The following is a 23,384-nucleotide window of genomic DNA, read 5'->3' on the forward strand; positions in this document are numbered from 1 at the left end:
ATATTACCGATCAATCAATTTTAGTTATTGATAGGGAGCGGCATGGATTTACGTCACCTGCGCTACTTTTTAGCCGTGGCCGAAGAGGGCCACTTTGGCCGGGCCGCCGCGCGGCTGAACATTGTCCAGCCCGCACTCAGCATGCAGATCAAGGCGCTGGAAGAGGAGCTGGGCGGTGCGTTGTTTGTCCGTAGCAGTCGTCGGGTCGAGCTGACCGATGCCGGGGTATTGCTGCAAATTGAAGCCCGACGGACGCTGGAGCAGGCCGAGCATACCCGGCTGACCGTCGAACGCGCCTTGCGGGGTGAGACGGGCCGGGTGCGGGTGGGGTTTGCCGGTAATGCCATCTTCAGCGGCAAACTGACCGCCGACCTGCGCCGGTTTCACCAGCGCTATCCCGATGCCGAGCTGACGATCGATGAAGTCGGCCCGCAGGAGCAGGTCGAGGCGATCCTTGCCGGGCATCTGGATATTGGTTACACCCCGGCGCACAGCAATACAGTGGGCCCGGATCTGGCGGTCAGGCGGATTGGTGACTGGGAGATGCTGGTCGCCCTGCCAGAGGATCATGCCCTGGTCGCCCATGACTGCTTAACCATCGCTATGCTTGCCGGGCAACCGCTGGTGCTGTATGAGGCCCACGACGTGCATGAGCATCTGGTTATGCTGCTCACGCAGAAGCTTGGCTCGCGATGTCATATCGCCTGGCGCGCCCACAGCACGCTGAGTACACTGGCGATTGCGGCCACCGGGCTGGGGCTGGCACTGGTCCCGGCACCGTTGCAGCAGGTCCATATTCCCGGTCTGGTGTATCGCCCGCTAAAAGAAGCGGATTTAACCGCCAATCTGGTGCTGATTAGTCGGGCGCAGGAGGCCAGCGCAAGCGTAAAAGCGTATCTTGAGCTGGTTATTGGGCCGGTTTATTGAGAAGGTCAGGGCTATTTCACCCAGATGAGGCATCAGTCATGATGACATTACGTTCCCTGCATGAGGATGAATATCCTGCTTATCTTGCGTACTTTATTCCTGATTACGCAGATGAGATCGCAGCAAATTACCGGCTTCCTCACAGCGAAGCCATCGCAAGGGCGAAACAGGAGACAGCGGACCTGCTGCCCCAAGGGGCCAATACGCCCGGGCAGGTGTTGCTGTGTCTGATTCACGATGACAGGCATGTGGGCTATCTGTGGTACAAGCCGGATACCGCCGCGCGCGCTGCGTTTATTTATGATTTCCACATCCTGAAAGCGTACCAGGGGCAGGGGTTGGGAAAACAGGCGCTCCACGCTTTAGAGCAGGATTTGCGGCAAAACGGCTTTGAACAGATCAAACTCCGCGTTGCCGGGGATAACGCCCGCGCCCGATCGCTTTACGAGACCAGCGGCTTTGGGGTGACGGGCGTCAATATGAGCAAGACGATTACGCCGTGAAGGCGTGATGCCTACCTTTTCAGGGAGTAATGGCCGGACGCGTTTCTGTTCCCTTTGATTAGCACCCATAATTATCCGCTCAGTCTGGCTTAGTCATCGTAGGGGAATGTGAATGCGTCAATTGTCTGTACTCTGTTCGCTCTTACTGCTCAGCGGATGCGTCGTCAGCTCGCCGCAAAAATCGCAATACCAGGCGGAATACCCTAACCGGCAGGATATTCGCAGCCACAGCCTGTACCGGTTTGTGACCACACCGCTGAAACCGGGCGGGGATGAGTACAAGGGGACTGATGACTTAGCCCTGCTGTTCTATGTCAGCAGTAAAAACGCGGCTACGGTGGAGTTACGCTTCAACTATCCGGCAAAAACATTGCAGGCCACATCGCTGGATGCGCAAAACAACGCGCTGAGCCAGCAAACCTGGGCCCTGCTCGATGAGTCAGCGGCCAAACCCACCGATTCGAATAGCCGTCACTTCTGGCTGACCAAAGACGGCGTGCTAAGAACCCAATATAAAAACTGCACCCCGGATATGAGCGTCGGCTGTCGCTGGGTGGATCGAGAGATGTTTATTACCCGCAGCGGGGATATGGCGGTGCAGTACGCCGAAGGCAGCGCGGGGATGGCGTTCCTGGTGATTCCTTTTTATGGTTCGCAGAAATACCTGGGGATATTCCCGAAGGTTGCCGGGACATAATCCCGCGCCAGACGGTTCCCTCTCCCTGAATGGAGAGGGAGAAAACCGTTACCGCTCCCTTAATGCCTCTTTGGCCCGGTTAAACGGCTTGATCATATAATCCAGCACCGACTTCTCGCCGGTCTTGATATCCACCGTCGCAATCATCCCCGGCACAATCGAAAAATGCCTGCCCGCTTTATTCACCAGATAATCCTGGCCGGTGCGGATAAACACCCGGTAATAGAACACTTCCGGCTTAGCCTCGTCCTGAATAGTGTCCGGCGAGATGGTCTCCACCACGCCGTCCAGCCCGCCGTAGATGGCGTAATCGTAGGCGGTGATTTTCACCAGCGCTTTCTGCTCCGGGTGGATAAAGGCAATGTCGCGCGGGGACAGGCGGGTTTCAATCAGCAGGTGGTCGTCCACCGGCACAATCTCCATCAGCTCCCCGTTCGGCGGGATGACGCCGCCGATGGTAGTCACCTTGATGTTCTTCACAATCCCGCGCACCGGGGAGGTCACCGTCAGACGGGTTACTGAGTCTTCACGCCCCTTCAGGATCGCCGAGAGCATGTCCACTTCGGCATTCGATTTGGACAGCGCCTCGCGCGCCTGCACGTAATACTGCGAGCGTAAGTCGGTGAGGCGCAGTTCAAGGTCGCTTTTCTGCCGCTGCAGGCGCAGGGCTTCTACGTGGCTGGCGGCACCGGTTTTCACCAGCCGCTGGGTGATCCCCAGCTCCGCATTCACCAGATCCAGCGCCTGACGCAGTTCGCGCTGGGAGTCCTCAAGCTGCTCACGACGGGATTTATACAACCGGGTTTCGGCGGCGATCAGATCGGTCCATTTCGCCAGCGAGGTCGGGAAGGCGAGAGGCTGATCGTTCACTTCGGCATGCAGACGGGCGCTGGAGGCGAGCGAGGCGCGATAGCGGGCCGCGCTTTCCCCCACGTTCGATTCCGAGCGGGTCGGGTCGAGACGCGCCAGCACCTGCCCGGCGTTGACCTGATCCCCTTCGTGGACTTTCAGCTCGGCGAGGATCCCCCCGTCGAGCGACTGCAGCACCTGCTCGCGGGAGCTGGGGATCACCTTCCCGGTCCCGGTCGAGACTTCGTCCAGAATGCCGTACCACGCCCACACCCCGGCGATGATAAACAGCAGCAGGGTGTAGACCACAATCCGTCGCGCACCGCTGTAGCCGGTCTCGGTATCCAGCGAATTGTCCAGGTCGTCCATCGCGGCGGCATCATGCTGATTGGTTTTCATTTTTCCACTCCCGTCCATTCGCCTGCTGTTGCGCCATCCGGCTGTTGTTCAGCGCCTGCGCCTTCGGCGCATCCATCACCAGCATCCCCTCTTTCAGCACCACCACCCGTTCGACCAGCTCCAGCATCGGCACCCGGTGGGTGGCGACAATCAGCGTCCGGTTGCCCAGCCACTGGCCGAGACGCTGGATAAATTCGCGCTCGGTGTGTTCATCCAGTGAGGCGGTGGGTTCATCCAGCAGGACGATATTCGGATCGCGCAGGAACATGCGTGCCAGCAAAATCGACTGGCGCTGGCCGCCGGAGAGTCCGACGCCGTTCTCCATGATCGGGTGATCCAGCCCCTTCGCCAGCTTCTGCACAAAACTCGCCGCGCCGCACATTTCCAGCACGGCAAAGATTTCCTCGTCGGTGGCGCGCGGCATCCCGAGGGTGATGTTCTCGCGCAGGGTGCCGTAAAACAGCCGCGCGTTCTGGCTCATCAGGCCCACGTTGCGGCGCACGTCCGCCATGTCGAGATGCGGCAGGCTCAGGCCGTCGAGACGCAGTTCGCCTCCGGTCAGATCCATCCCGCCCACCATCGCCTGCAGCAGGGTCGATTTGCCCGCGCCGTTGCGGCCCAGCAGGGCGACACGCTCGCCGGGCTTGATCTCCAGCCGGTTGATGCGCAGGGCCGGGTTCTGCACGTCGCCCGCGTAGGCAAACTGCGCCTGCTCAAACAGATAGTGGCCGCGCAGCACGTCCCGGCGGATCGGCGTCTCTTCCCGCTGGTTCTCGGTCGGGAGCTGCATAATGTTGTCCAGCCCCTCTTTGGCGGCCTTCACCTGCTGCCAGCGCGCCAGCACGCCGCAGAGGGTCGCCATCGGGGCGATCATCCTTGAGGCCAGCATCGAGGCGGCCACCACCGCACCGGTGGTCATCTCGCCTTCGATCACCATCGGCGCACCCACCACGATCACCGCGGCGTACACCAGGCTCTGAATAGTCATCCCCCAGCTGATTAAGCCCTGGGTCAGCTCGCGGGTCTTCAGGCCCGACTCGGCGGTGATCTGAATGTAGCTGTTCCACTGCTGCAGAAAACGGTTCTCCGCCTGCATCAGCTTAATGTCCTCCAGCCCCTGCACGCTCTCGACCAGCACCGCGTTGCGCAGGGTTGATTCATGGGCTGACTGCTTCGCCAGCACCGCCAGCTTTTTCTGCAGCAGCAGGCCCGGCAGCACCATCAGCACCGCAGCCACCGGGGCGATCCACGCCAGTGACGGGGCAATGATCGCCAGCACCACCACGAACAGGAAGAAGAAGGGCAGGTCGACGATGGTGGAGATGGTGGACGAGGTGACCATCTCGCGGATCTGCTCCAGCTCGCGCAGCTGGGAAATAAAGCTGCCGGTGGAGCGCGGCACCGCGCTGTTGCGCAGACGCAGGGCATGGCCGAAGACCCTGTCCGAGACGCGCAGGTCGGCGCGTTTACCCAGCAAATCCATAATATGGCAGCGGGCGAGGCGCAGGATAAAGCCAAACAGGGTGGCGATCAGCACGCCAATGGTCAGCACGTACAGCGTAGGGTAGGACTGGGCGGGGATCACCCGGTCATACACCTGCATCGAGAACAGAATCCCGGCCAGCGACAGCAGGTTGATGAACAGCGCCGCCAGCATCACCCAGCCGTACGGGCGCAGATCGCGCATCACCAGCCGGTACAGCCAGTCCGGGCGGTATTTGGAAATATAGGCATCAACGCGGCTGTCTTTCAGCGCCGCCAGCGGGCGCAGGGCCACCACCTGATGAATGGCGGGCAGCAGCCCCGCCAGCGAGATGCGGTTGGTCTGGGCCTTGTCGTCAAAGAAGCAGACGTCGAGGGTGTCTTCCCCGTCGAAGTGCTCAATTACCCCGATTTTGCCGTCGTTAAGTTCCACCACCACCGGCAGCCGCCAGCTGTTGATCGCCTCCTGGCCGTTGTTCAGCACCCTGAACGACAGTCCGGCATCGCGGGCCAGCCCGGTCAGCGCCGGGATTTTGGTTTTGCCCTGCAGCCAGGGGGCGCTGGCGACCAGCGCCCCGGGGGAGCAGGCCACACGGTAACGGGTGGCGACATAGCCAAACGCCTGGGCCCAGTGCTCCAGCGCCTCTTGCGTCAGTGCGTCCTCCTGCAGGATATCGTCTCGCATCATGGCTGGATCTCCACGGACTGAATGGTGCGGTTCTCAAGGTCGAAAGCGTTACGCAGGCGGCCGGTGTTATACAGGCAGTTAAGCTGGAGCTGGTGCAGCTGTCCGGCGGTTTGCCACTGGGTAAAACGGGTCTGGAAGACCTCCTGCTCGGCGTTCAGCACGTCCAGCAGAGGGCGGGAACCGAGATCGAGATACTGCTGCTGATAGAGTTCCCGGGTGCGCTGGCTCAGCGTCTCCTGGCGGGACTGGATCTGCAGGGTGCTCATCAGGCTCATCACCTGGCTGCGGGACTCGAGCAGCTTCTGGCGCACGTCGAGCCGGGTGCGCTGAATGTTGGACTGGGCCGCCTCCACCGCGTGTCCGGCGGCGTTGCGCCGGGCGCTCAGGCCGCCGCCCTGGTAAATGGGCATCTGCACGTTCACCCCCACCGAGTACTGGGTTTTATCCAGCGTGTCGTGCCCGGCGTAGCGATTGTTCATGTAGTGGCGCACCTCTGGATCCAGCGAGACGGTCGGGGTCATCTGGGCGTTGGCGTAATCGAGGTTGGCCTGCGCGACACCCGCCTGCGCCCAGGAGGCTAACACCGCCGGCACCAGCCGATCGTCCGGTTCGCCCACCTCGCAGCTGCGGGCCAGTTTCTCCGGGAAGGCGTTGCTGACGTCATTCAGGTTGCTCCAGCCGAGGTTGCTCATCAGCGTGGCGCGGGCGCTGTCGAGGCTCGCCCGATACTGCATCAGCTGCGAGCGCGCCCCTTCGATACGGGCGTCGGTCTGCACCACGTCGGAAAGCGAGGTGGCCCCTTCATCGTTGCGCTGGCGGGTCAGGGTGCCGATTTTACTTAACGCCGCCAGCTGTTCTTCGGCGGTATCGACCATCTGCTGCCCTGTCTGCACCTGCACCATTGCGGTGGCGGTATCCAGCGCAATGGTGTCGATACTCACCAGCACGTTGGCCTGCTGCTGGGCCACGCCGGCGTTTTCGGCGCGCACCTGGCTTGCCACCTTGCCAAAGTCATACAGCATCTGCGACAGAGAGAGCACCACCGAGGGGGTAAAGCCGGTATCACTGGAGGAGTTGCTGTAGCGGTTGTCTATTCCGGCGCTGATCTGCGGATAGTATTTTGATTTGGCGACGTCGACCTGTTGGATCTGTTCGTAGAGTTTTCCCACCGCTTCGCGAATGGTCGGGTGCCAGTTAACGGCACGGGTGACGGCATCGCTCAGGGTCAGGGTGCCGGGCGCGGCCTGGTTTGTCGGCAGGGCGACGCGTCCGTTCAAAGAGGGGAGTTCCTGGTCTTCGCTCAGTTGACCAAAGTTAATTACCGCGGGTGAATCTGCGGCCAGAACCTGCATGGAAAACAGGCAGCACCCAAGCCACCAGCAAGGCACTTTATTCATAGATTATCCCTAACAAAACGTAACAACTTTATAATGTTAAGCCCGGGCGACGTGCGCCCGGGGCTTATTATGGGCATTAGCTGGTAATAATATGATTCTGGTTGACCAGTTCGTCGTAGGTGGTCTGAACGCCATCCAATGTGACAAGTGTAGTATTGGTGTAAGTATTTGCTACACCGTCTCGGTCGATAGCGATCACGGTATTGCCATTAGTGTTGGTGACGTGCAGATAGTTACCCAGCGTAGCGGCTTGTCCGTTCCAGCCCACCAGCAGATCGCTGATGTCAATCTTGTCTCCTTGTGTGAGTGAGAAGTTGGTCCAGTGGTCGTTGCCGCCGTTACCCGCCGTCCCGTTGCCTGCCGTGTTGTTGAGCACCTCGTAAATCAGGGTATCGCCATAGGCGCTGCCGGTGAAGGTATCGCTGTGCTCGGTACTGGTGATTTTCGGCGCCATGTTGATGGTCAGCGTGGCGGTATCGGTCTGGCCGTTATCTCCCGTCAGTTTGTAGGTGAAGGTCTCTTTGCTGGTCATTGAGGCCAGTGAAACGCCGCTGTTCAGGGTGTAGGTGTAGGCCCCGTCAACACCGATTTTCAGCGTGCCGTAATGCCCCTGAATGGTCGCCGTGGCGTTGGCGGTGGTATACGGATCCAGGGTGGTGACGGTGTTGTCGAAGCCGGTGATGCTCAGGCGGCTGTCGACCGAATGCAGCTGGTCCGCGACCCCCTGCGAGTCAGTGCCGTCGTAGATATTGCCCGCGACGGTGTGCCCGGCGGTGGTGAGCTCATTGTTGAGGTACAGGGTCGTACCGGTAATGTAAGGGGTGATGGTGATCGCGCCTAACCCCAGCGGCCCCATGGAGCCGGTAAAGCTCAGGGTGTAGGTCCCGGCATCGAGATCCAGCCCGGTCAAGTTAACGGAACCCGCAGAGCCCAGCAGCAGGTTGCCAGGGAAGACGCCGGACCGGGTCACGCCGGGTCCCGTGATGGTCCAGTTCACGCTCAGGCCACCCAGCGCCAGCACTGAGGTGATATTGAAGTGGAGTACGACGTCGTGCAGCGCCGTGTTGGCTCCTACCACAAATTCGCCGCTGGCTCGGGCCGAGGTGGTCGAGGCCAGCAGGGCGGCATTCCACGTCACCGTACCCACTGACGTATCGCTATAAGGTGCCACCTGCGGCGTGACATCCACGCTCATCGCCTGGCTGATGTCGTTGACCGCATCCAGCGCCTGCGGCGTTGGGGTGATGTTGAGCGAGGCGGTGTCCTTATCCCCGTTCGGCGCGGTTACGGTATAGATAAAGCTGTCCGGGGTGCTGACATGGTCGGCACCGACGCCCGCCCGCAGGGTATAGGTGTATTCCCCCTGGGCGTTAATCAGCAGCGTACCGTACAGTCCGTCGATGCGGGTGTTGCCGGTAGCCGCCACGTCCACGCCGTTCACCTGGGTGACCAGCGTGCCGGCTGGCACGATGTCATCGGTCAGCACGTTGCCGTCGGTCGCCGCCGTGGTGCTGGAGACGGTATAGACATGGTCCTCCAGTACGTTGAGCGTGTAACCGGTCAGGGCGGTGATCCCCGAAACCGTGTTCAGCAGGAACATGTAGTCCCCCGCCGCCAGGGTCAGGGTCAGCTTGCCTGACGTGCCGCCCAGCAGCGGTGCACGCAGCCAGCCTGCCTCGGTGCGCATCCGCTCGTAGCTCTGGGTCGCCGGGTTGAACTTGTAGATATACAGGTCAAACACCGATGCCAGCGCCACGCCGCCGACGGTGGACTGGATGGTCATGGTGCGGGTGGTGCCTTCCGCCACGCTGTACTTCATGGTCTCGCTGCGATCGTCCAGCAGGTTGAGGTTCAGCACGTTGCCCAGATTCACCGCCACCACGCTAAAGCCGCTCTGGCTCGAGGTGCCGTTGTCGATGGCCTGCACGGTGGTGTTGAAGGTCAGGGCGTCGGTGTCGTCAATCGCCGTGACGCTGTTGGTCACCGTGTTCGCCCCCAGCGAAATCACCAGCCGCGCGCTGTCCGAGGCATTGCCGCCCGCAATGTTGTAGGTGAAGGTTTCGGTCCGGCCCAGCACCGAGGCGCTGGTGTTGGTCAGGGTGTAGGTGTAGCTCCCGTCAGCGTGCAGATTCAGGGTGCCGTACAGCCCGTTGATGGTGGTGCCCGCCGGGCCCTGTACCACGTTCACCGTCACGTTGTTGGCGTTGGTGATGCTGGTGACCAGGGTGCCGTTAGGCGCACTGTCGCTGCCGCTGGTCGGGTCGGTGTCGGTGATGACGTTGCCCTGTTTCACCAGCGCCCCGGTGAGGACGCCCGCGGTGGTCTGGGTGACGTCCACGTCGAGGCTGGTGTACGACCCGGTCGCCAGCAGGTTGCTGTTGTAACTCAGCACCCGATACTGCCCGCCTGGCACACCAGACAGGTTCAGCGTCACGCCGCTGGCCCCCAGCGTCAGCAGATTGGCAAACTGCGGCAGACCGGTATCCACTTCGGTGGTCCAGGTGGTGCCGTTCCAGCGCTGAACTATCACCTCCAGAGTGTTGAGCAGTGACAGCACAATCCCCGTTGCGCTGGCGTTGATCTGCATATCGGCGCTGCCGCCGTCCGGCACGCTGAAGGTGACCTGGGCGGAGTTATCCCCCAGCAGCGACAGCACGTTCCCCACGCCGCCGACCAGCTGGACGCCAAAGTCGCTGTACTGGGCGGTGCTGGTGGTGGCGGTGGTGGTCAGCGCCAGCTCCACCACATTATCGCTGGCAGACAGCGGCAGATTCGGAGCCACTATCGTTCCCGGCGCGGAGGTGTTACCCGCCGCATCGGTGGCCGACACCCGCACCCGCTCCCCTTCAGACTGCTTGTCGAGGAAGGTGTAGCTCCAGCCCCCCTGGGCGTTGGCGGTGGTGGTGACCACGCTGTTATCGCTCAGCAGCAGGGTGACGGTGCTGTTGGCTTCGGCGGTGCCGCTCAGGACACTGCCGTCGGCGTTAAAGGTTCCGACCGGCGTGCCCGGCGCCACGGTATCGACAATCACCGTGCTGAGCGGGACTGGCGTACTGGTGCCGACCGCATTGCCCGCGGTGGCGGTAAAGGCGTGCGGGCCGTTCGCCAGCGGCGTGGTCGGCGTATAAGTCCAGACCCCGGCGCTGTTGGTGGTGACGGTCGCCAGCAGGGTGGTGTTGTCATACAGGGTGATGGTGGAGAACGGCTGCGCGGTCCCGGTCAGGGTTGGCGTGGTGTCATCCGTGCTCTGCCCGCTGGTCAGCAGGCCAATGATGCTGCCGACGTTATCGCTGACGCTGGTGATCACCGGTGGGGTTGGCACCAGCGAGTACGGCATCGGCAGATCCACCGTCAGGCCAACGTTACCGGCTTTGTCGGTGGCATACACGTGCAGCAGCTCCGCGTTCACCTGCGGGGTGGAAAGGGTGATGCTGAAGCGTCCGCTGCCGTCTGCCGCGCCGCTGCCCAGCACGGTCACGCCGTCGGTGCCCAGAATGGTCACCGTGCTGCCCGCTTCGGCAGTGCCGTTGACCTGGCCGCCGCTGTTCAGCACCGTGAAGCCGCCCGGGGTCCCTGGGGCGATGGTGTCCACGGTAATGCTGGTGATTGGCGACGCCGGACCGGTGTTGCCCGCCGCATCGGTGGCGGTGGCGGTGAAGTTATGCACCCCGTCACTCAGCGCGATGGTGGTCTGCGGCAGAGTCCACTGGCCGGTTGGGCCTGCAGTGACCTGGCCGACCAGATTCGCGCCGTCGTAAATGCGCACTACCGCGTTAGCTTCGGCGGTGCCGTTGAGGGTTGGACGGGTGTCGTTGGTTGGGTTGCCGTTAATCACCGGGCCGGTAATTGAGCCGACGTCATCGACGATTGAAGTGATCACCGGAGCCGCTGGCGGTGTGGCATCGACGTTAATGGTAAAGCCGCTGGTCGCGCCGCTGACGTTGCCCACCGCGTCGGTGGCCGTCACCGTCAGGGTATGCAGCCCGTTGTCCAGCGCGGTGGTTGGGGTAAAGGTCCAGCTGTTATTGGCCGCCACCAGCGCGGTGCCCAGCAGGGTCGCGCCGTCGTAAATGCTCACCGTCGACCCCGCTTCCGCCGTGCCGTTGAGGGTCGGACGGGCATCGTTGGTCAACTGGCCGTTGGTAAGCTGCACCAGGGTACCTACATCATCGGTGACTGTGGCAAGCACCGGCACCGCTGGCGGCAGGGTATCTACCGTCAGGGTGAACGGCACGGACGGATCGCTGGCGTTGCCCGCCGCATCCGTCGCCACGGCGGTGAGGCTGTGCGAGGCATTACTTAGCGGGGTCGTCAGAGCGATCGACCAGGCGCCGCTGTCGTTCGCCGTGGCGGTGCCCAGCAGGGTGGTGCCTTCGAAGATCTGCACCGTCGCGTTTGGCTCACTTGTGCCCGTGAACACCGGCAGGGCGTCGTTGGTGCTCTGGCCAGTCGTCAGCGGTCCGGTAATGGTGCCTACGTCATCAAAGGCGAGGGCGATGGTTGGGGCGAGCGGTTTCAGGGTGTCGACAATCAGGGTGAAGCCCGCAGAGGCCTCGCTGAGGTTGCCCGCCGCATCACGGGTGCTGGCGGTAAAGGTATGGCTGCCGTTCGCCAGCGCCGTGCCCGGCACAAAGGTCCAGTCGCCTGAGCCGTTGGCCAGTACGGTGCCTGCCACCGCGCCGTTGTCGTAAATCACCACCGTGGCACCGGCATCCGCCTTACCGGACAAGCCCGGCGTGGCGTCGTCGGTGACCTGGCCGGAGACGGTGATCGTGGTCTGAATCGGGCCCACGTTATCGGCGGCCGACACAATTGTCGGCGCGGCTGGGGCGACGGTGTCGACCGTCAGAGTAAAGGTCCCGCCCGTCGGACCGGTATTGCCTGCGGTGTCGGTGGCGTTAAAGGTAAGGGTGCGCAGGCCGTCGGCCAGCGGATCGGTTGGGGTGAAGGTCCAGCTCCCGGCGGCATTCACCACCGCGCTGCCAATCTCTGTGCCGTCGTTGAAGATGCGCACCGTGGCCCCCACTTCACCGCTGCCGGTGAAGGTCGGACGGGCGTCGTTGGTCACATCCCCGCTGGCCAGCGTCCCGGTAAGGGTGCCCACATCGTCGACCACGGTGAGGACGGTCGGCGTCAACGGTGCCACGGTATCGACAATAATCGGGAAGGCCGGAGAGGTGCCCGACAGGTTGCCTGCCGCGTCGGTGGCGCTGACGCGCAGATCGTGCGCCCCTTCGGCCAGGTTAACGGTTGGAGTAAAGCTCCAGCTCCCGGTTTCACCGACCACCACCGTGCCGATCTCGTTGCCGTTATCCAGAATATGGATGGTCGAGCCCGCTACGCCGGTCCCGGTCAGTTCCGGACGGGCATCGTTGGTGATCTGCCCGCTGACCAGCAATCCGGTGCTGCCCGCGACGTCGTCGTTGATGCTGACAATCACCGGAGTGGCTGGCGGGGTCATGTCCACTGTCAGGCTGTAGGCGCCGGAGGCTGGGCTAACGTTGCCCGCCGGGTCGGTGGCGATGGCGGTGAAGGTGTGAGTGCCTTCCGCCAGCACCACGGTTGGGGTAAAGCTCCAGGCCCCGGTTCCACTGGCGGTCACGGTGCCCAGCAGTTTTGTGCCTTCATAGATGGCCACGCTGCTGTTGGCTTCGGCGGTGCCGGACAGGGTCGGGGTGTTGTCATTGGTGCTACCGCCGCTGGTAACGTTGCCGGTGACCGGCCCGACGTTATCGTCCGCGCCGGTAATGACCGGTGCCAGAGAGACGGTATCCACCACCAGCGAGAACGACGGCGAGCGCAGGCTCTCGTTCCCGGCCGGATCGGTGGCGCTGAGGGTCAGGGTGTAGGTGCCATCGGTCAGCGGCTGGGTTGGGGTATAGCTCCAGGCCCCGGTAGTGCCCACCGGAACGCTGGCGAGCAGGGTGTCACCGGAGTAGATGTTGATCGTATCCCCCGGCGTGGCCGTGCCGTTCAGGGTTGGCAGCGGGTCGTTGGTCGGTGTACCGCTGGTCACCGAACCGCTGACCGTGCCCACGTCGTCCACCACGCTGCCAAAGGCCGGGGCCGCTGGCGGGGTCAGGTCGATGGTGACCGTCGCCCCAGGCGACTGGCCGCTGGTCTGGCCGCCAACGGTGGCGGTGGCGGTAAAGCTGTGGCTGGTTTCACTCAGCGCGCCGCCCACCGGGAAGGTCCATGCCCCGGTGGTGGCATCAGCGGTGACGGTACCCAGCGGCGTGGTGCTGCCGTCCAGATACAGAGTCACCAGGCTGCCCGGGATCGCCGTCCCGCTGAGGGTTGGCGTGGCGTCGTTGGAGCTGAGGCCTTTCACGTTGGTGGCGGCATTGCCCACGTCATCAAAAATGGCGTCGATGGTGGGTACTGCAGGCAGAGCCGGGGTTGATGGCACGTTGAAGCTCGACGGTTCGCTGGCGTTACCCGCCACGTCGCTCGCCGTGACGCTCAGCGTCACCGCATCGCTTTGCGGCGGCGTCAGGGCGACGGAGAACTGCCCCGTACCGTTAGTCACGCCGGTGCCCAGCACGTCGCCGTTCGGGGCGCGCACCGTAATGGTGGAGCCCGGCTCGGCGGTACCGTTGAGCGGCGTACCACCCGACACGATGTTGGTGACCGTCGGCGCATCCGGTGCCAGCGTATCGACGATCACGCTGACCGGGGCGCTGTTGCTGGTGTTGCCCGCCGCATCGGCGGCCTGCGCGGTGACGGTGTGCGTGGTATTGCTCAGCACGGTGCCGTCAGGCAGGGTCAGCGTCCATTGCCCCTGGCCGTTGGCCTGTACCACGCCCTGATCGTTGCCGTCGATAAAGACCCGCACGAAACTGTTCGGATCGCTGGTGCCGCTGATGACAGGCGTGCCGCTGTTGGTGTAGAGGTTACCGTTCGCCAGGGTGCTGTCGGAGATGGCGAGGATCTGCGGGATAGCCGGTGGGACGGTATCGACGATAAAGGCAAAGTCGCTCCCCGCCTCGCTGACGTTACCCGCCGCGTCCATCGCTGCCACGGTCAGGTTGACCGGGCCGTCTTTGAGCGCGCTGGTGGTAATGGTCCATTCGCCGTCAACCACCAGCCCGCGTCCCACTTCGACGCCGTTACTGTAGAGGATCACCGTGGTGCCGCTCTCGCCGGTACCGCTGATCGCCGGCGTGCTGTCATTGGTGCTGCTGCCGGCGGCGATGTTGCCGATGCCCGGCGCCGTGTTGTCATCGGCGCTGACGATCACAGGAATGTCCGGCACGATGCTGTCGACGGTGACGGTCAGGCTGTCAGAGACCCGCGAGGTATTGCCCGCCGGATCGGTGGCGGTGGTGGTGAAGGTATGCTCGCCCTCGCTCAGTGGGGTTTCGGAACGCCAGGTCCAGTTGCCGTTGATGTCGACCACCACTTCGCCCACCTGGACGTTGCCATTCTCCAGCGTGTTGTCGAAGATGGCGATCACGTCATCCGGGGTGCCGGTGCCGCTCAGCACCGGACGGGTGTCGTTGGTAGCCCCGTTATTGTCGATTGGCCCGGTGATGTCGCTGACGTTATCGGTCAGCAGCGGCAGATCCGGTGCGTCAGGCGCGTCGGTGTCAATGGTGATCACCACCGGCTGCGACGGGGCGCTCTCGTTGCCTGCGCCGTCTGTGTAGGTGACGGTTAAGCTGAGGGTGTAAGTGCCCGGCTCCAGCGCCGGGTCTGGCGTCCAGCTCCAGCCCCCACCCGGCTGGATGGTGGTTTCGCCAATTTTGTCCACGCCGTCATAAATCGAGACGATATCCCCGGCGGTCCCGCTGCCGGTGAGGGTCGGGCTGGTGTCGCGGGTGCTGCTCCCGGACGGCAGGGTCGCGCCCGGATCGCCATCCGGGTTGACGCTGACCGTCGGTACCGCCGGGGTCAGCGGTGCCACGGTATCCACCACCAGGTTAAAGGTGAGTGAGGTGCCGACGTTGCCCGCGCTATCGGTGACCGTTGCGGTCAGAGCGTGCGTGCCGTTACCGAGCGGGGTCACCAGGGCTAAATTCCACGCGCCCAGGGCATCGGTGTTGGCGATGCCCAGCAGGGTAGTGCCGTCATAAATGCTGATCTGTGCATTGGCCGGACCGGTGCCGTGCAGCACCGGACGGGTTTCGTCGGTCGCCACACCGCTGGTGACATCCTCCTGGATGCTGCCGGTATTGTCCTCGGCGTAGGTGATGGTGGGGGCATCTGGCAGCACAGTATTGATGGTGACGTTAAAGGCGGCTGATTCGGCTCCGCTGTTCCCGGCGGTATCCGTTGCCACCACGGTGATGGCGTGCAGCCCGTCGTCAAGTGCCTCTTCTGGCGTAAAGGTCCATGCTCCGCCAGTGCCGACCAGCGCGGTGCCCACTTCTTCACCGTCCACCCGAATGCTGATGGTCGCCCCCGGTTCCCCGGTACCGTACAGGGTTGGACGGTTGTCGTTGGTCGCGCCGTTGTTGGCGACTTCCACCGCCGTGCCGGAGAGATCGTTGATCACCTGGTTGATGGCCGGGGCATCCGGGGCGGTGCCGTCGACAATAATCGTCCAGCCGTTGGAGGCGGCGCTGGCGTTGCTGTTGCCGTCCACGGCATGCGCGGTGAGAACGTGGCCACCGTCAGGCAGCGGGGTGGCCAGCTGGATCTCCCAGGTGCCTTGCGCGCTGCTGGTGGTGGTGCCGACCAGCACGTCGCCGCTGTAGAGATTAAGGGTGATGTTAGGCTCGCCGGTGCCGCGGATAAGCGGTGTGGCATCGTTGGTGAGCGTTCCGCTGCCGATAATGCCAATCCCCGGGCTGACGTTGTCCAGCACCTCGGTGATGACCGGCACGGCAGGTGGGGTAGTGTCCGGGGCGGTCAGGGTGCCTTCCAGCCCGGTATTGCCCGCTTTGTCGGTGGCGGTCACCATCAGTGACTCCCCGTTACGCATTGGCGGATTGAGGGCGACGGAGAAGTCGCCGCTGTCGCGTACCACGGCGGTACCAATCACCGTATTGCCGTTATAGACGGTGACGGTGCTGCCCACTTCGGCCCGGCCGGTGAGGGTGGTGCCGGTGTTGATCACCGTAAAGCTGTTCGGTGCGTCCGGGGCGAGGGTGTCCACGGTAATGGCGGTCACCGGCGACGGCAGGCTGGTGTTGCCCGCCGGGTCGGTGGCGGTGGCGGTAAAGTTATGCTGGCCATCAATCAGCGCGATGGTGGTCTGGGCGAGGGTCCATTCCCCGGTCTCGCTGGCGGTGACTTCGCCCACCAGGGTAGTGCCGTCGTAAATGCGCACCACCGCGTTGGCCTCGGCGGTGCCGCTCAGGGTCGGTCGGGTGTCGTTGGTCGGATTGCCGTTAGTGACCGGGCCCTGCACCAGGCCAGTGTCATCGACGATCAAGGTGATGGCCGGTGCCGCTGGCGGCGTGGCGTCGACGTTAATCGTAAAGGCGTCGGTTGGGTCGCTGGCGTTCCCGGCCGCATCGGTGGCAATCACCGTCAAAACGTGTTCCCCGTTGCCCAGCGGCACGGTCGGGGTGAAGGTCCAGGCGTTGTTATCCCCGACCCGCGCGGTGCCCAGCAGGGTGGTGCCGTCGTAAATGCTGACCGTCGCGCCCGCCTCTCCGGTGCCGTTAAGCGTCGGGGTGGCGTCGTTGGTCTGTTGCCCGTCAGTCAGCGCGGTAACCGTCCCGACGTCGTCGGTCACGGCCAGCAGCACGGGTACCGCTGGCGGCAGGGTGTCCACCGTCAGGATGAACGGCGTCGACGCATCGCTGGCGTTGCCCGCCGCATCGGTCGCCACGGCGGTGAGGTTGTGTGACGCGTTATTCAGCGGCACGGTGAGGGTCACCGACCAGTTGCCCAGGCTATCCGCCGTGCCGCTGCCCAGCAGGGTCTCGCCCTCAAAAATCTGAATGGTGGCATTCGGCTCGCCGGTGCCGGTGAGCGTCGGCAGGGTGTCGTTGGTGGTCTGGCCGCTGGAGAGTGGCCCGGTAATCGTGCCGACGTCATCGTAGGCCAGGGCGATCAGCGGGGCGGTCGGTTTCAGGGTATCGACAATCAGCGTAAAGCCGGAAGAGGTCTCGCTGAGGTTGCCCGCCTCATCCCGCGTGCTGGCGGTAAAGGTGTGGCTGCCGTTGCTGAGCGCTGTGCCAGGCGTATAGCTCCAGCTACCGGATTCGTTGGCCACTGCGGTACCGGCGAAGATGCCGTTATCGAAAATGGTGACCGTGGCGTTCGGGTCGGTAGTGCCGGAGAGCGTCGGGGTCGTGTCGTCAGTGACCTGGCCGCTGGCGAGCGGGGTCTGGATCGGCCCGACGTTATCTGCGGCTGTCGCAATCGACGGCGCGGCTGGAGCGAGGGTGTCGACCGTCAGCGTGATAGCCCCGCCTGCCGGGGTGCTGTTGCCCGCGGTGTCGGTGGCGCTAAAGGTGAGGGTACGTGCGCCCTCGGCCAGCGGATTGTCCGGCGTAAAGGTCCAGCTCCCGGCGGCGTTCACCACCGCGCTGCCAATCTCGGTGCCATCGCTGAAGATGCGGATCGTCGCGCCCACTTCGCCGCTGCCGGTGAAGGTTGGGCGGGCATCGTTGGTGACATCGCCGCTGACCAGGGTTCCGGTAATCGTGCCGACATCGTCGACCACGGTGAGGACCACCGGAGCCGGTGGCGGCGTGGTGTCAACGCTGATCGTGAAGGCTGGCGAGGTGCCTGACAGGTTGCCCGCCGGATCGCTGGCGCTGACCCGCAAATCGTGGCGTCCTTCGCTCAGGTCAGCGGTCGGAGTAAAGCTCCAGCTCCCCGTTTCGCTGACCACTACGGTGCCGATCTCGGTGCCGTTATCCAGAATATGGATGGTGGAGCCTGCCACCCCGGTGCCGGTCAGTTCCGGACGGGTATCGTTGGTGATCTGCCCGCTGGTCAGCAGGCCGGTGCTGCCCGGGACGTCATCCCGGACCGAGACCACTACCGGTATGGCTGGCGGGGTCATATCGACCACCACCGTATAGGCACCAGACGGCGCGCTGACGTTGCCCGCCGTGTCGGTGGCGATAACGGTAAAGTCGTGCTGTCCCTCGGCCAGCACGCTGGTTGGGGTAAAGCTCCAGATCCCGGTTTCCCCGGCGGTCACGGTGCCCAGTAGTTTGCTGCCTTCGTAGATCGCCACGCTGCTGTTGGCTTCGGCGGTGCCGGACAGGGTTGGGGTGTTGTCGTTGGTGCTGCCGCCGCTGGCGATGGTGCCGGTGACCGGATCGGCGTTATCCAGCGCGCCCGTAATCACCGGCGTGGTGGAGACGGTGTCGATGTTAAGCGTGAACGGCGAGGAGCGATCGCCCTCGTTCCCGGCCGGATCGGTGGCGCTGAGGGTCAAGGTATACGTGCCATCGACCAGCGCCTGCGGCAGGGTAAAGTTCCAGGCCCCGGTGTTGCTGACCTGCACGCTGCCCAGCAGGGTGTCATTGGCGTAGATGTTAATGGTGTCGCCCGGCGTGGCGTTGCCGGAGAGCGTTGGCTGAGTATCGTTGGTGCGCTGGCCGTTGATAAGCGCGCCTACGACGGTACCGACGTCATCCACCACGCTACCGAGAACCGGAGCGTCTGGCGCGGTCAGGTCGATAATCACCGTCGCACCCGGCGACTGGCCGCTGGTCTGCAGGCCATCGTTGACGCTGGCGGTGGCGCTAAAGCTGTGGCTGCCTTCACCCAGCGGTACGAGAACCGGAATTGACCATGCGCCGGTGGTGGCATCGGCAAACACGGTACCCCCCGGGAGAGGGCTGCCGTCCAGATACAGCGTCACCAGGCTGCCCGGGATCGCCGTCCCGCTGATGACCGGAGTGGCGTCGTTGGAGCTGAGGCCTTTGACGTTAACGTCTTCAGTGCCGTTGCCGTCGATAATGGCGAGGATCACCGGAACGTCAGGCAGGGCTGGGGTCGCAGGCACGTTAAAGGTAATCGGATCGCTGGTGTTACCGGCTACGTCGCTGGCGGTCACGCTCAGGGTTACCGCATCGCTTTGCGGCGGCGTCAGGGCGACGGCGAACTGGCCCTGGGCATTGGTGATGCCGGTGCCCAGCACGTCGCCATTCGGGGCGCGCACGGTGATGGTGGAACCCGGCTCGGCGGTGCCGTTAAGCGGGGTGCCGCCGCTGGTGATGTTGGTAACGTCCGGTGTATCCGGCGGCAGCGTATCAACGGTGACGTTGACCGGTGTGCTGCCGCTGGTGTTGCCCGCTGCATCGCTGGCCACCGCCGTAATGCTGTGCGGGGTATTGCTCAGGACAGTGCCCTCGGCGAGAGACAGTTCCCACTGTCCCTGATCGTTGGCCTGCACCTGCCCGCGGTAGTCGCCGTCAACATACACCGACACGGTGCTGCCTGGATCGCTGGTGCCGCTGATGGTCGGCAGGCCGCTGTTGGTGTACAGGGTGCCGTTCGCCAGGGTGCTGTCGGAAATGGCAAGGATCTGCGGGATCGCCGGTGGCACGGTATCGACGTTGAAGGCAAAGTCGCTGCCCGCCTCGCTGACGTTACCGGCGGCATCTATCGCCGCCACGGTCAGGTTGGCCGGGCCCTCTTTCAGGGCGGAGGAGGTGATGGTCCAGTTGCCGTTGATAACCTCGGCACGGCCCACTTCGACCCCGTTGTTGTAGAGGATCACCGTGGTGCCCGTTTCGCCGCTGCCGGTGATGGTCGGGGTGGTGTTGTTGGTGCTGCTGCCCGGGTCGATGGTGCCAGTGACCGGGCCGATATTATCGTCCACGCTGGTGATAACCGGGATCTCCGGTACCAGGCTGTCGACGGTGACGGTGATGCTCTCCGAGACCTGGGAAATGTTCCCGGCCTTATCGGTGGCGGTGACGGTAAAGCTGTGGGAGCCCTCATCCAGCGCGGTTTCCGGACGCCAGCTCCAGTTGCCGTTCACGTCGACAATCACTTCGCCGACTTTTTCATTGCCCCCGGTTGGGGTCTGGTCGTAGATGCTGATCACGTCATCCGGCGCGCCGGTGCCGCTCAGCACCGGACGGGTGTCGTTGGTGGCGCCGTTATTGCCGACCGGGCCGGTGATATCGCTGACGTTATCTACCACGAGCGGGATGTCGGGCCGATCCGGGGCCAGGGTATCGATGGTGATGGTCACCGGCTGGGACGGGGCGCTCTCGTTGCCCGCGCCGTCTTTGTCGCTGACGGTTAAGCTCAGTTCGTAGGTGCCACCGCCCAGCGCCGGGTCTGGCGTCCAGCTCCATTTTCCGTCCGGCTGAATGGTGGTTTCACCGAGCTTGTCGTTGCCGTTGTAAAGGGTGACGATATCCCCGGCGGTGCCGGTGCCGCTTAAGGTTGGGGTGGTGTCCCGGGTGCTGTCCCCGGATTTGAGCACCACGCCCGGCTCACCGTCCGGGTTGACGGTCACGGTCGGCAGGCCCGGTATGCCTGGGGCGGTGGTATCCACCACCAGATTGAAGGTGCCCGAGGTGGCAACGTTGCCCGCCGCATCGCTGACCGTGGCGGTCAGGGCGTGGGTGCCGTTAACCAGCGGGGTGGTGAGGGCTAAATTCCACGCCCCGCTGGCGTCGGTGGTCGCGGTGCCGAGCAGGGTGGTGCCGTCGTAAATGCTGATCAGGGCATTCGCCGGGCCGGTACCGTGCAGCACCGGGCGGGTTTCGTCTGTCGGTACGTTGCTGGTGACATTCCCCTGAATGCTGCCGGTATTATCCTCGGCGTAAGCGATGGTGGGGGCGGTGGGCACCACGGTGTTAATGGTGATGTTAAAGGCCCCGGACTCGGTACCGATGTTTCCGGCGGCATCCGTTGCTACGGCGGTGATGGCGTGCGTGCCGTCGGCAATGTCCTGGGTTGGGGTAAAGCTCCACTCACCGCCCGGGCCTACCAGCGCGGTGCCAATTTCGCTGCCATCCACGCGAATGCTGATCGTGGCGCCCACTTCCCCCGAGCCGAACAGGGTTGGGCGGTTATCATTGGTGACGCCGTTGTTGTCGATGGCGACAGGGATCTCAGGCCGATCGTTGATCGCCTGGTTAATCGCCGGGGCATCCGGGGCGGAGGCATCGATGATGATGGTCCAGCTGTTAGACGGCGTGCTGTGGTTATCGTAACGGTCGACCGCTTCGGCGGTCAGGACATAGCCGCCGTTATCGATCAGCAGCAGCTCAGCTTCCCAGTTGCCGTCCTGATCCACCTCGGCAAAGCCCACCTGCACCGTACCGTTGTAGATGAAAATGGTTGAGCCAGGCTCGCCGGTGCCGTGGACAACCGGCGTGGTGTCGTTGGTGACCTGTCCGTTACTGATGTTGCCGGTAATGCCTTCCACGTCGTCGACGATGTGGGTAATGACCGGCACCGCAGGCGGGGTCGTGTCAGAGGCAGTAATGGTGGCTGGCTGGCTGGTATTCTGCGCTGCGTCGGTGGCGGTGACCGAGAGAACTTCACCGTTCAGCTTCGGCGTGTTGAGGGTGATCGAGAAGTCGCCGCTGTCGGTGGCAGTGCCTTGCCCGACGATGCTGTCACCCACGCGCACGGTAACGGTGCTGCCCGGTTCGGCTTTACCGCTGAGGATGGCGCCGTTTTCAGCGATCAGCAGGTCGGTTGGGGCGAGGGGCGCAGTGGTGTCAGGCGGGGTGGCATCCGGGGCCACGACGGTGGCCGGAATACTCGCGTTGCCCGCCGCATCGGTGGCCACCACGCTCAGGATCTGGCCGTCGTTCTGGATTTGGTTGAGCGGGATCCTAACGTTGCCGTCGGCATCCGCCACGCCGTTACCCACAACAACGCCGTCGTTGTTGGTGATAACCAGGGTACTGCCCGGCTCGGCGCGGCCGGTGATTTCGGTGCCTGCTTCGTTGATTTCCAGGGTCGGCTGATTTGGCGGGGTGCGATCGACCACAAACTCAAAGGCTGCCGACGGGGCGCTGGTGTTACCCGCCAGATCGGTCTCGGTCAGGGTGATCGCGTGCGGGCCTTCCGCCAGCGGATTGCTCGGGGTAAAGCGCCAGTTGCCGTCGGCGTCGACGGTGGTTTGGCCGACCACCTGGCCGTTGTCATACAGGGTGATGGTGCTGCCCGCTTCGCCGCGCCCGCTCAGCTCCGGCTGGGTGGCGTCGGTGGTGGTGCCTGCCGCGACCGGGCCCAGCACCGTGCCGGTGGTGTCATTGACCGTGACGCCCGACGGGGCATTCGGGGCGGTGGTATCAATCGTCAGAACGAAGCTGGCGGATTCCGGACCCACGTTGCCCGCGCGGTCGGTGGCACGGGTGGTGATGGCGTGGACGCCTTCACTGAGATCGCTGCCCGGGGTGAATGCCCAGCTGCCGTCGCTGTTCACCAGAGTGGTGCCGATAGCGACGCCGTTATCGTATACGGTGATGGTCGCGCCGGGCTCGCCGGTGCCGGTGAAGCTCGGGCGGGTATCATCAGTGGTCTGGCCGCTGGCAAGCGCTCCGGTAACGCTGCCTGCATCATCGCTGGCAGTGGCAATCAGTGGCGCACCCGGCGCAGTCGTGTCCGGTGCGGTGACGCTGGTACCTGGCCCGACGTTGCCCGCGCCGTCGGTAGGCGTTACGGTCAGGGTTTCCCCGTTGTTGTGCGGGGTACCGAGATCAACGGTGAATTCGCCGTTGCCGTTGGTTCTGCCCTGGCCGACGACGTTACCGTTGGCATCGGTAATGGTTATCAGGCTGTTGGCTTCGGCGGTACCGGAAAGTTGCTGTCCGTCTGCGGAGAAGCGCAGGTTGCCGGGGGCACCGGGCGGGGTGGTATCGGGCGGGACGGGATTCGGGTTGCCGACGTTGTTATCGCCATCGCTACCGCCCCCGCCACCGCCACCGCCTGCGGCCAGCGCAATGCCGCCTGCGACGGCCAGCCCGCCGACCACCCACGGCCAGGCGGCAAACTCGCCGGAGGATGTTGCGGCGGTTCCTGCCAGCAGGACGTCAAGAGAGGCGATGGACTGGTAATGCTCCACCGCCAGCGGATCGGCAATCCACCACAGTGCGCCGTTGTTCTCTTCCAGCACCAGCTGGCTGATGCCGTTGGCGCCGTTAGCGTAGAAGTTTTTGAGCGTAATGGTTTCACCGGAATTGAGCCTGACAATCAGGTCATTATTCACGCGCTCATACCCGGCAATATCGGCCCGTCCTGCATGGATCTTAACCACAGAGGCGTCGTTCAGCGTGACCAGCGACCCCTCTGTTACCGTTTCCTTGTGCGTCAGTTTAGAGATGACTGTGATTTTGCTCATCGGTATGACTCCCATCAGAGTGCAACGAAATGGCGCATCGTGCAGACCATTTATTTGTGCAGATTAAGCGCGTCCCGCGGAAAACTATTGGCAGTCAACAGTGACCAGGGGCAATAAATTCAGGACGAACGATGCCTGCCCGCGCGAAAGGGGGTGGCATTTTTTAAAAAAAACTTTTTTGCTCAGAAAAGCATGCGGCGTTAATTGTTTA

Annotated in this window: 7 protein-coding genes; 3 read left to right on the forward strand and 4 right to left on the reverse strand. The window is 63.5% G+C overall.

Translation table 11 applies throughout. From position 1 onward, the window contains the following. The first annotated feature begins 42 nt into the window (after positions 1 to 42). From M8014_RS08000 to M8014_RS08010, 3 genes are all read left to right on the forward strand, one after another. Positions 43 to 927 carry a LysR substrate-binding domain-containing protein gene (locus tag M8014_RS08000; protein WP_271281990.1) on the forward strand — a complete coding sequence of 295 codons (885 nt, stop codon included), beginning with the start codon at positions 43 to 45 and terminating at the stop codon, positions 925 to 927. Between the two features lie 38 nt (positions 928 to 965). Beyond that, positions 966 to 1,430 (forward strand): GNAT family N-acetyltransferase, encoded by a 465-nt coding sequence (locus M8014_RS08005; RefSeq protein ID WP_271281991.1) that lies wholly within the window; start codon positions 966 to 968, stop codon positions 1,428 to 1,430. A gap of 112 nt (positions 1,431 to 1,542) precedes the next feature. Continuing rightward, positions 1,543 to 2,127, forward strand: a complete 585-nt coding sequence (locus M8014_RS08010) for a hypothetical protein (RefSeq protein ID WP_271281992.1) — start codon at positions 1,543 to 1,545, stop codon at positions 2,125 to 2,127. 48 nt (positions 2,128 to 2,175) lie between these two features. Here M8014_RS08010 and M8014_RS08015 read toward each other — a convergent pair whose 3' ends face one another. The 4 genes from M8014_RS08015 to M8014_RS22950 all read right to left on the reverse strand — a co-directional run bounded on the left by M8014_RS08015 (position 2,176) and on the right by M8014_RS22950 (position 23,173). Further along, positions 2,176 to 3,345: a beta-barrel domain-containing protein gene (locus M8014_RS08015; protein ID WP_271282040.1), complete on the reverse strand. Its 1,170-nt coding sequence runs from the start codon at positions 3,343 to 3,345 to the stop codon at positions 2,176 to 2,178. A 10-nt stretch (positions 3,346 to 3,355) separates the two neighbouring features. After that, positions 3,356 to 5,545 (reverse strand): type I secretion system permease/ATPase, encoded by a 2,190-nt coding sequence (locus M8014_RS08020; RefSeq protein ID WP_271281993.1) that lies wholly within the window; start codon positions 5,543 to 5,545, stop codon positions 3,356 to 3,358. Further along, positions 5,542 to 6,942 carry a TolC family outer membrane protein gene (locus tag M8014_RS08025; protein ID WP_271281994.1) on the reverse strand — a complete coding sequence of 467 codons (1,401 nt, stop codon included), beginning with the start codon at positions 6,940 to 6,942 and terminating at the stop codon, positions 5,542 to 5,544. The genes M8014_RS08020 and M8014_RS08025 overlap by 4 nt, the downstream gene beginning before the upstream one ends. 76 nt (positions 6,943 to 7,018) lie before the next feature. Continuing rightward, positions 7,019 to 23,173, reverse strand: a complete 16,155-nt coding sequence (locus tag M8014_RS22950) for a BapA/Bap/LapF family large adhesin (protein WP_271281995.1) — start codon at positions 23,171 to 23,173, stop codon at positions 7,019 to 7,021. Positions 23,174 to 23,384: the final 211 nt, after the last annotated feature.

It is taken from the genome of Silvania hatchlandensis (assembly GCF_025564065.1).
GTDB lineage: Bacteria > Pseudomonadota > Gammaproteobacteria > Enterobacterales > Enterobacteriaceae > Enterobacter > Enterobacter hatchlandensis.

What these genes read in the sequence shown, in the direction of transcription:
- M8014_RS08000 (WP_271281990.1), top strand. Translation starts at nt 43, where the DNA reads ATGGATTTACGTCACCTGCGCTACTTTTTAGCCGTGGCCGAAGAGGGC.
- M8014_RS08005 (WP_271281991.1), top strand. Translation starts at nt 966, where the DNA reads ATGATGACATTACGTTCCCTGCATGAGGATGAATATCCTGCTTATCTT.
- M8014_RS08010 (WP_271281992.1), top strand. Translation starts at nt 1,543, where the DNA reads ATGCGTCAATTGTCTGTACTCTGTTCGCTCTTACTGCTCAGCGGATGC.
- M8014_RS08015 (WP_271282040.1), bottom strand. Translation starts at nt 3,345, where the DNA reads ATGGACGACCTGGACAATTCGCTGGATACCGAGACCGGCTACAGCGGT.
- M8014_RS08020 (WP_271281993.1), bottom strand. Translation starts at nt 5,545, where the DNA reads ATGATGCGAGACGATATCCTGCAGGAGGACGCACTGACGCAAGAGGCG.
- M8014_RS08025 (WP_271281994.1), bottom strand. Translation starts at nt 6,942, where the DNA reads ATGAATAAAGTGCCTTGCTGGTGGCTTGGGTGCTGCCTGTTTTCCATG.
- M8014_RS22950 (WP_271281995.1), bottom strand. Translation starts at nt 23,173, where the DNA reads ATGAGCAAAATCACAGTCATCTCTAAACTGACGCACAAGGAAACGGTA.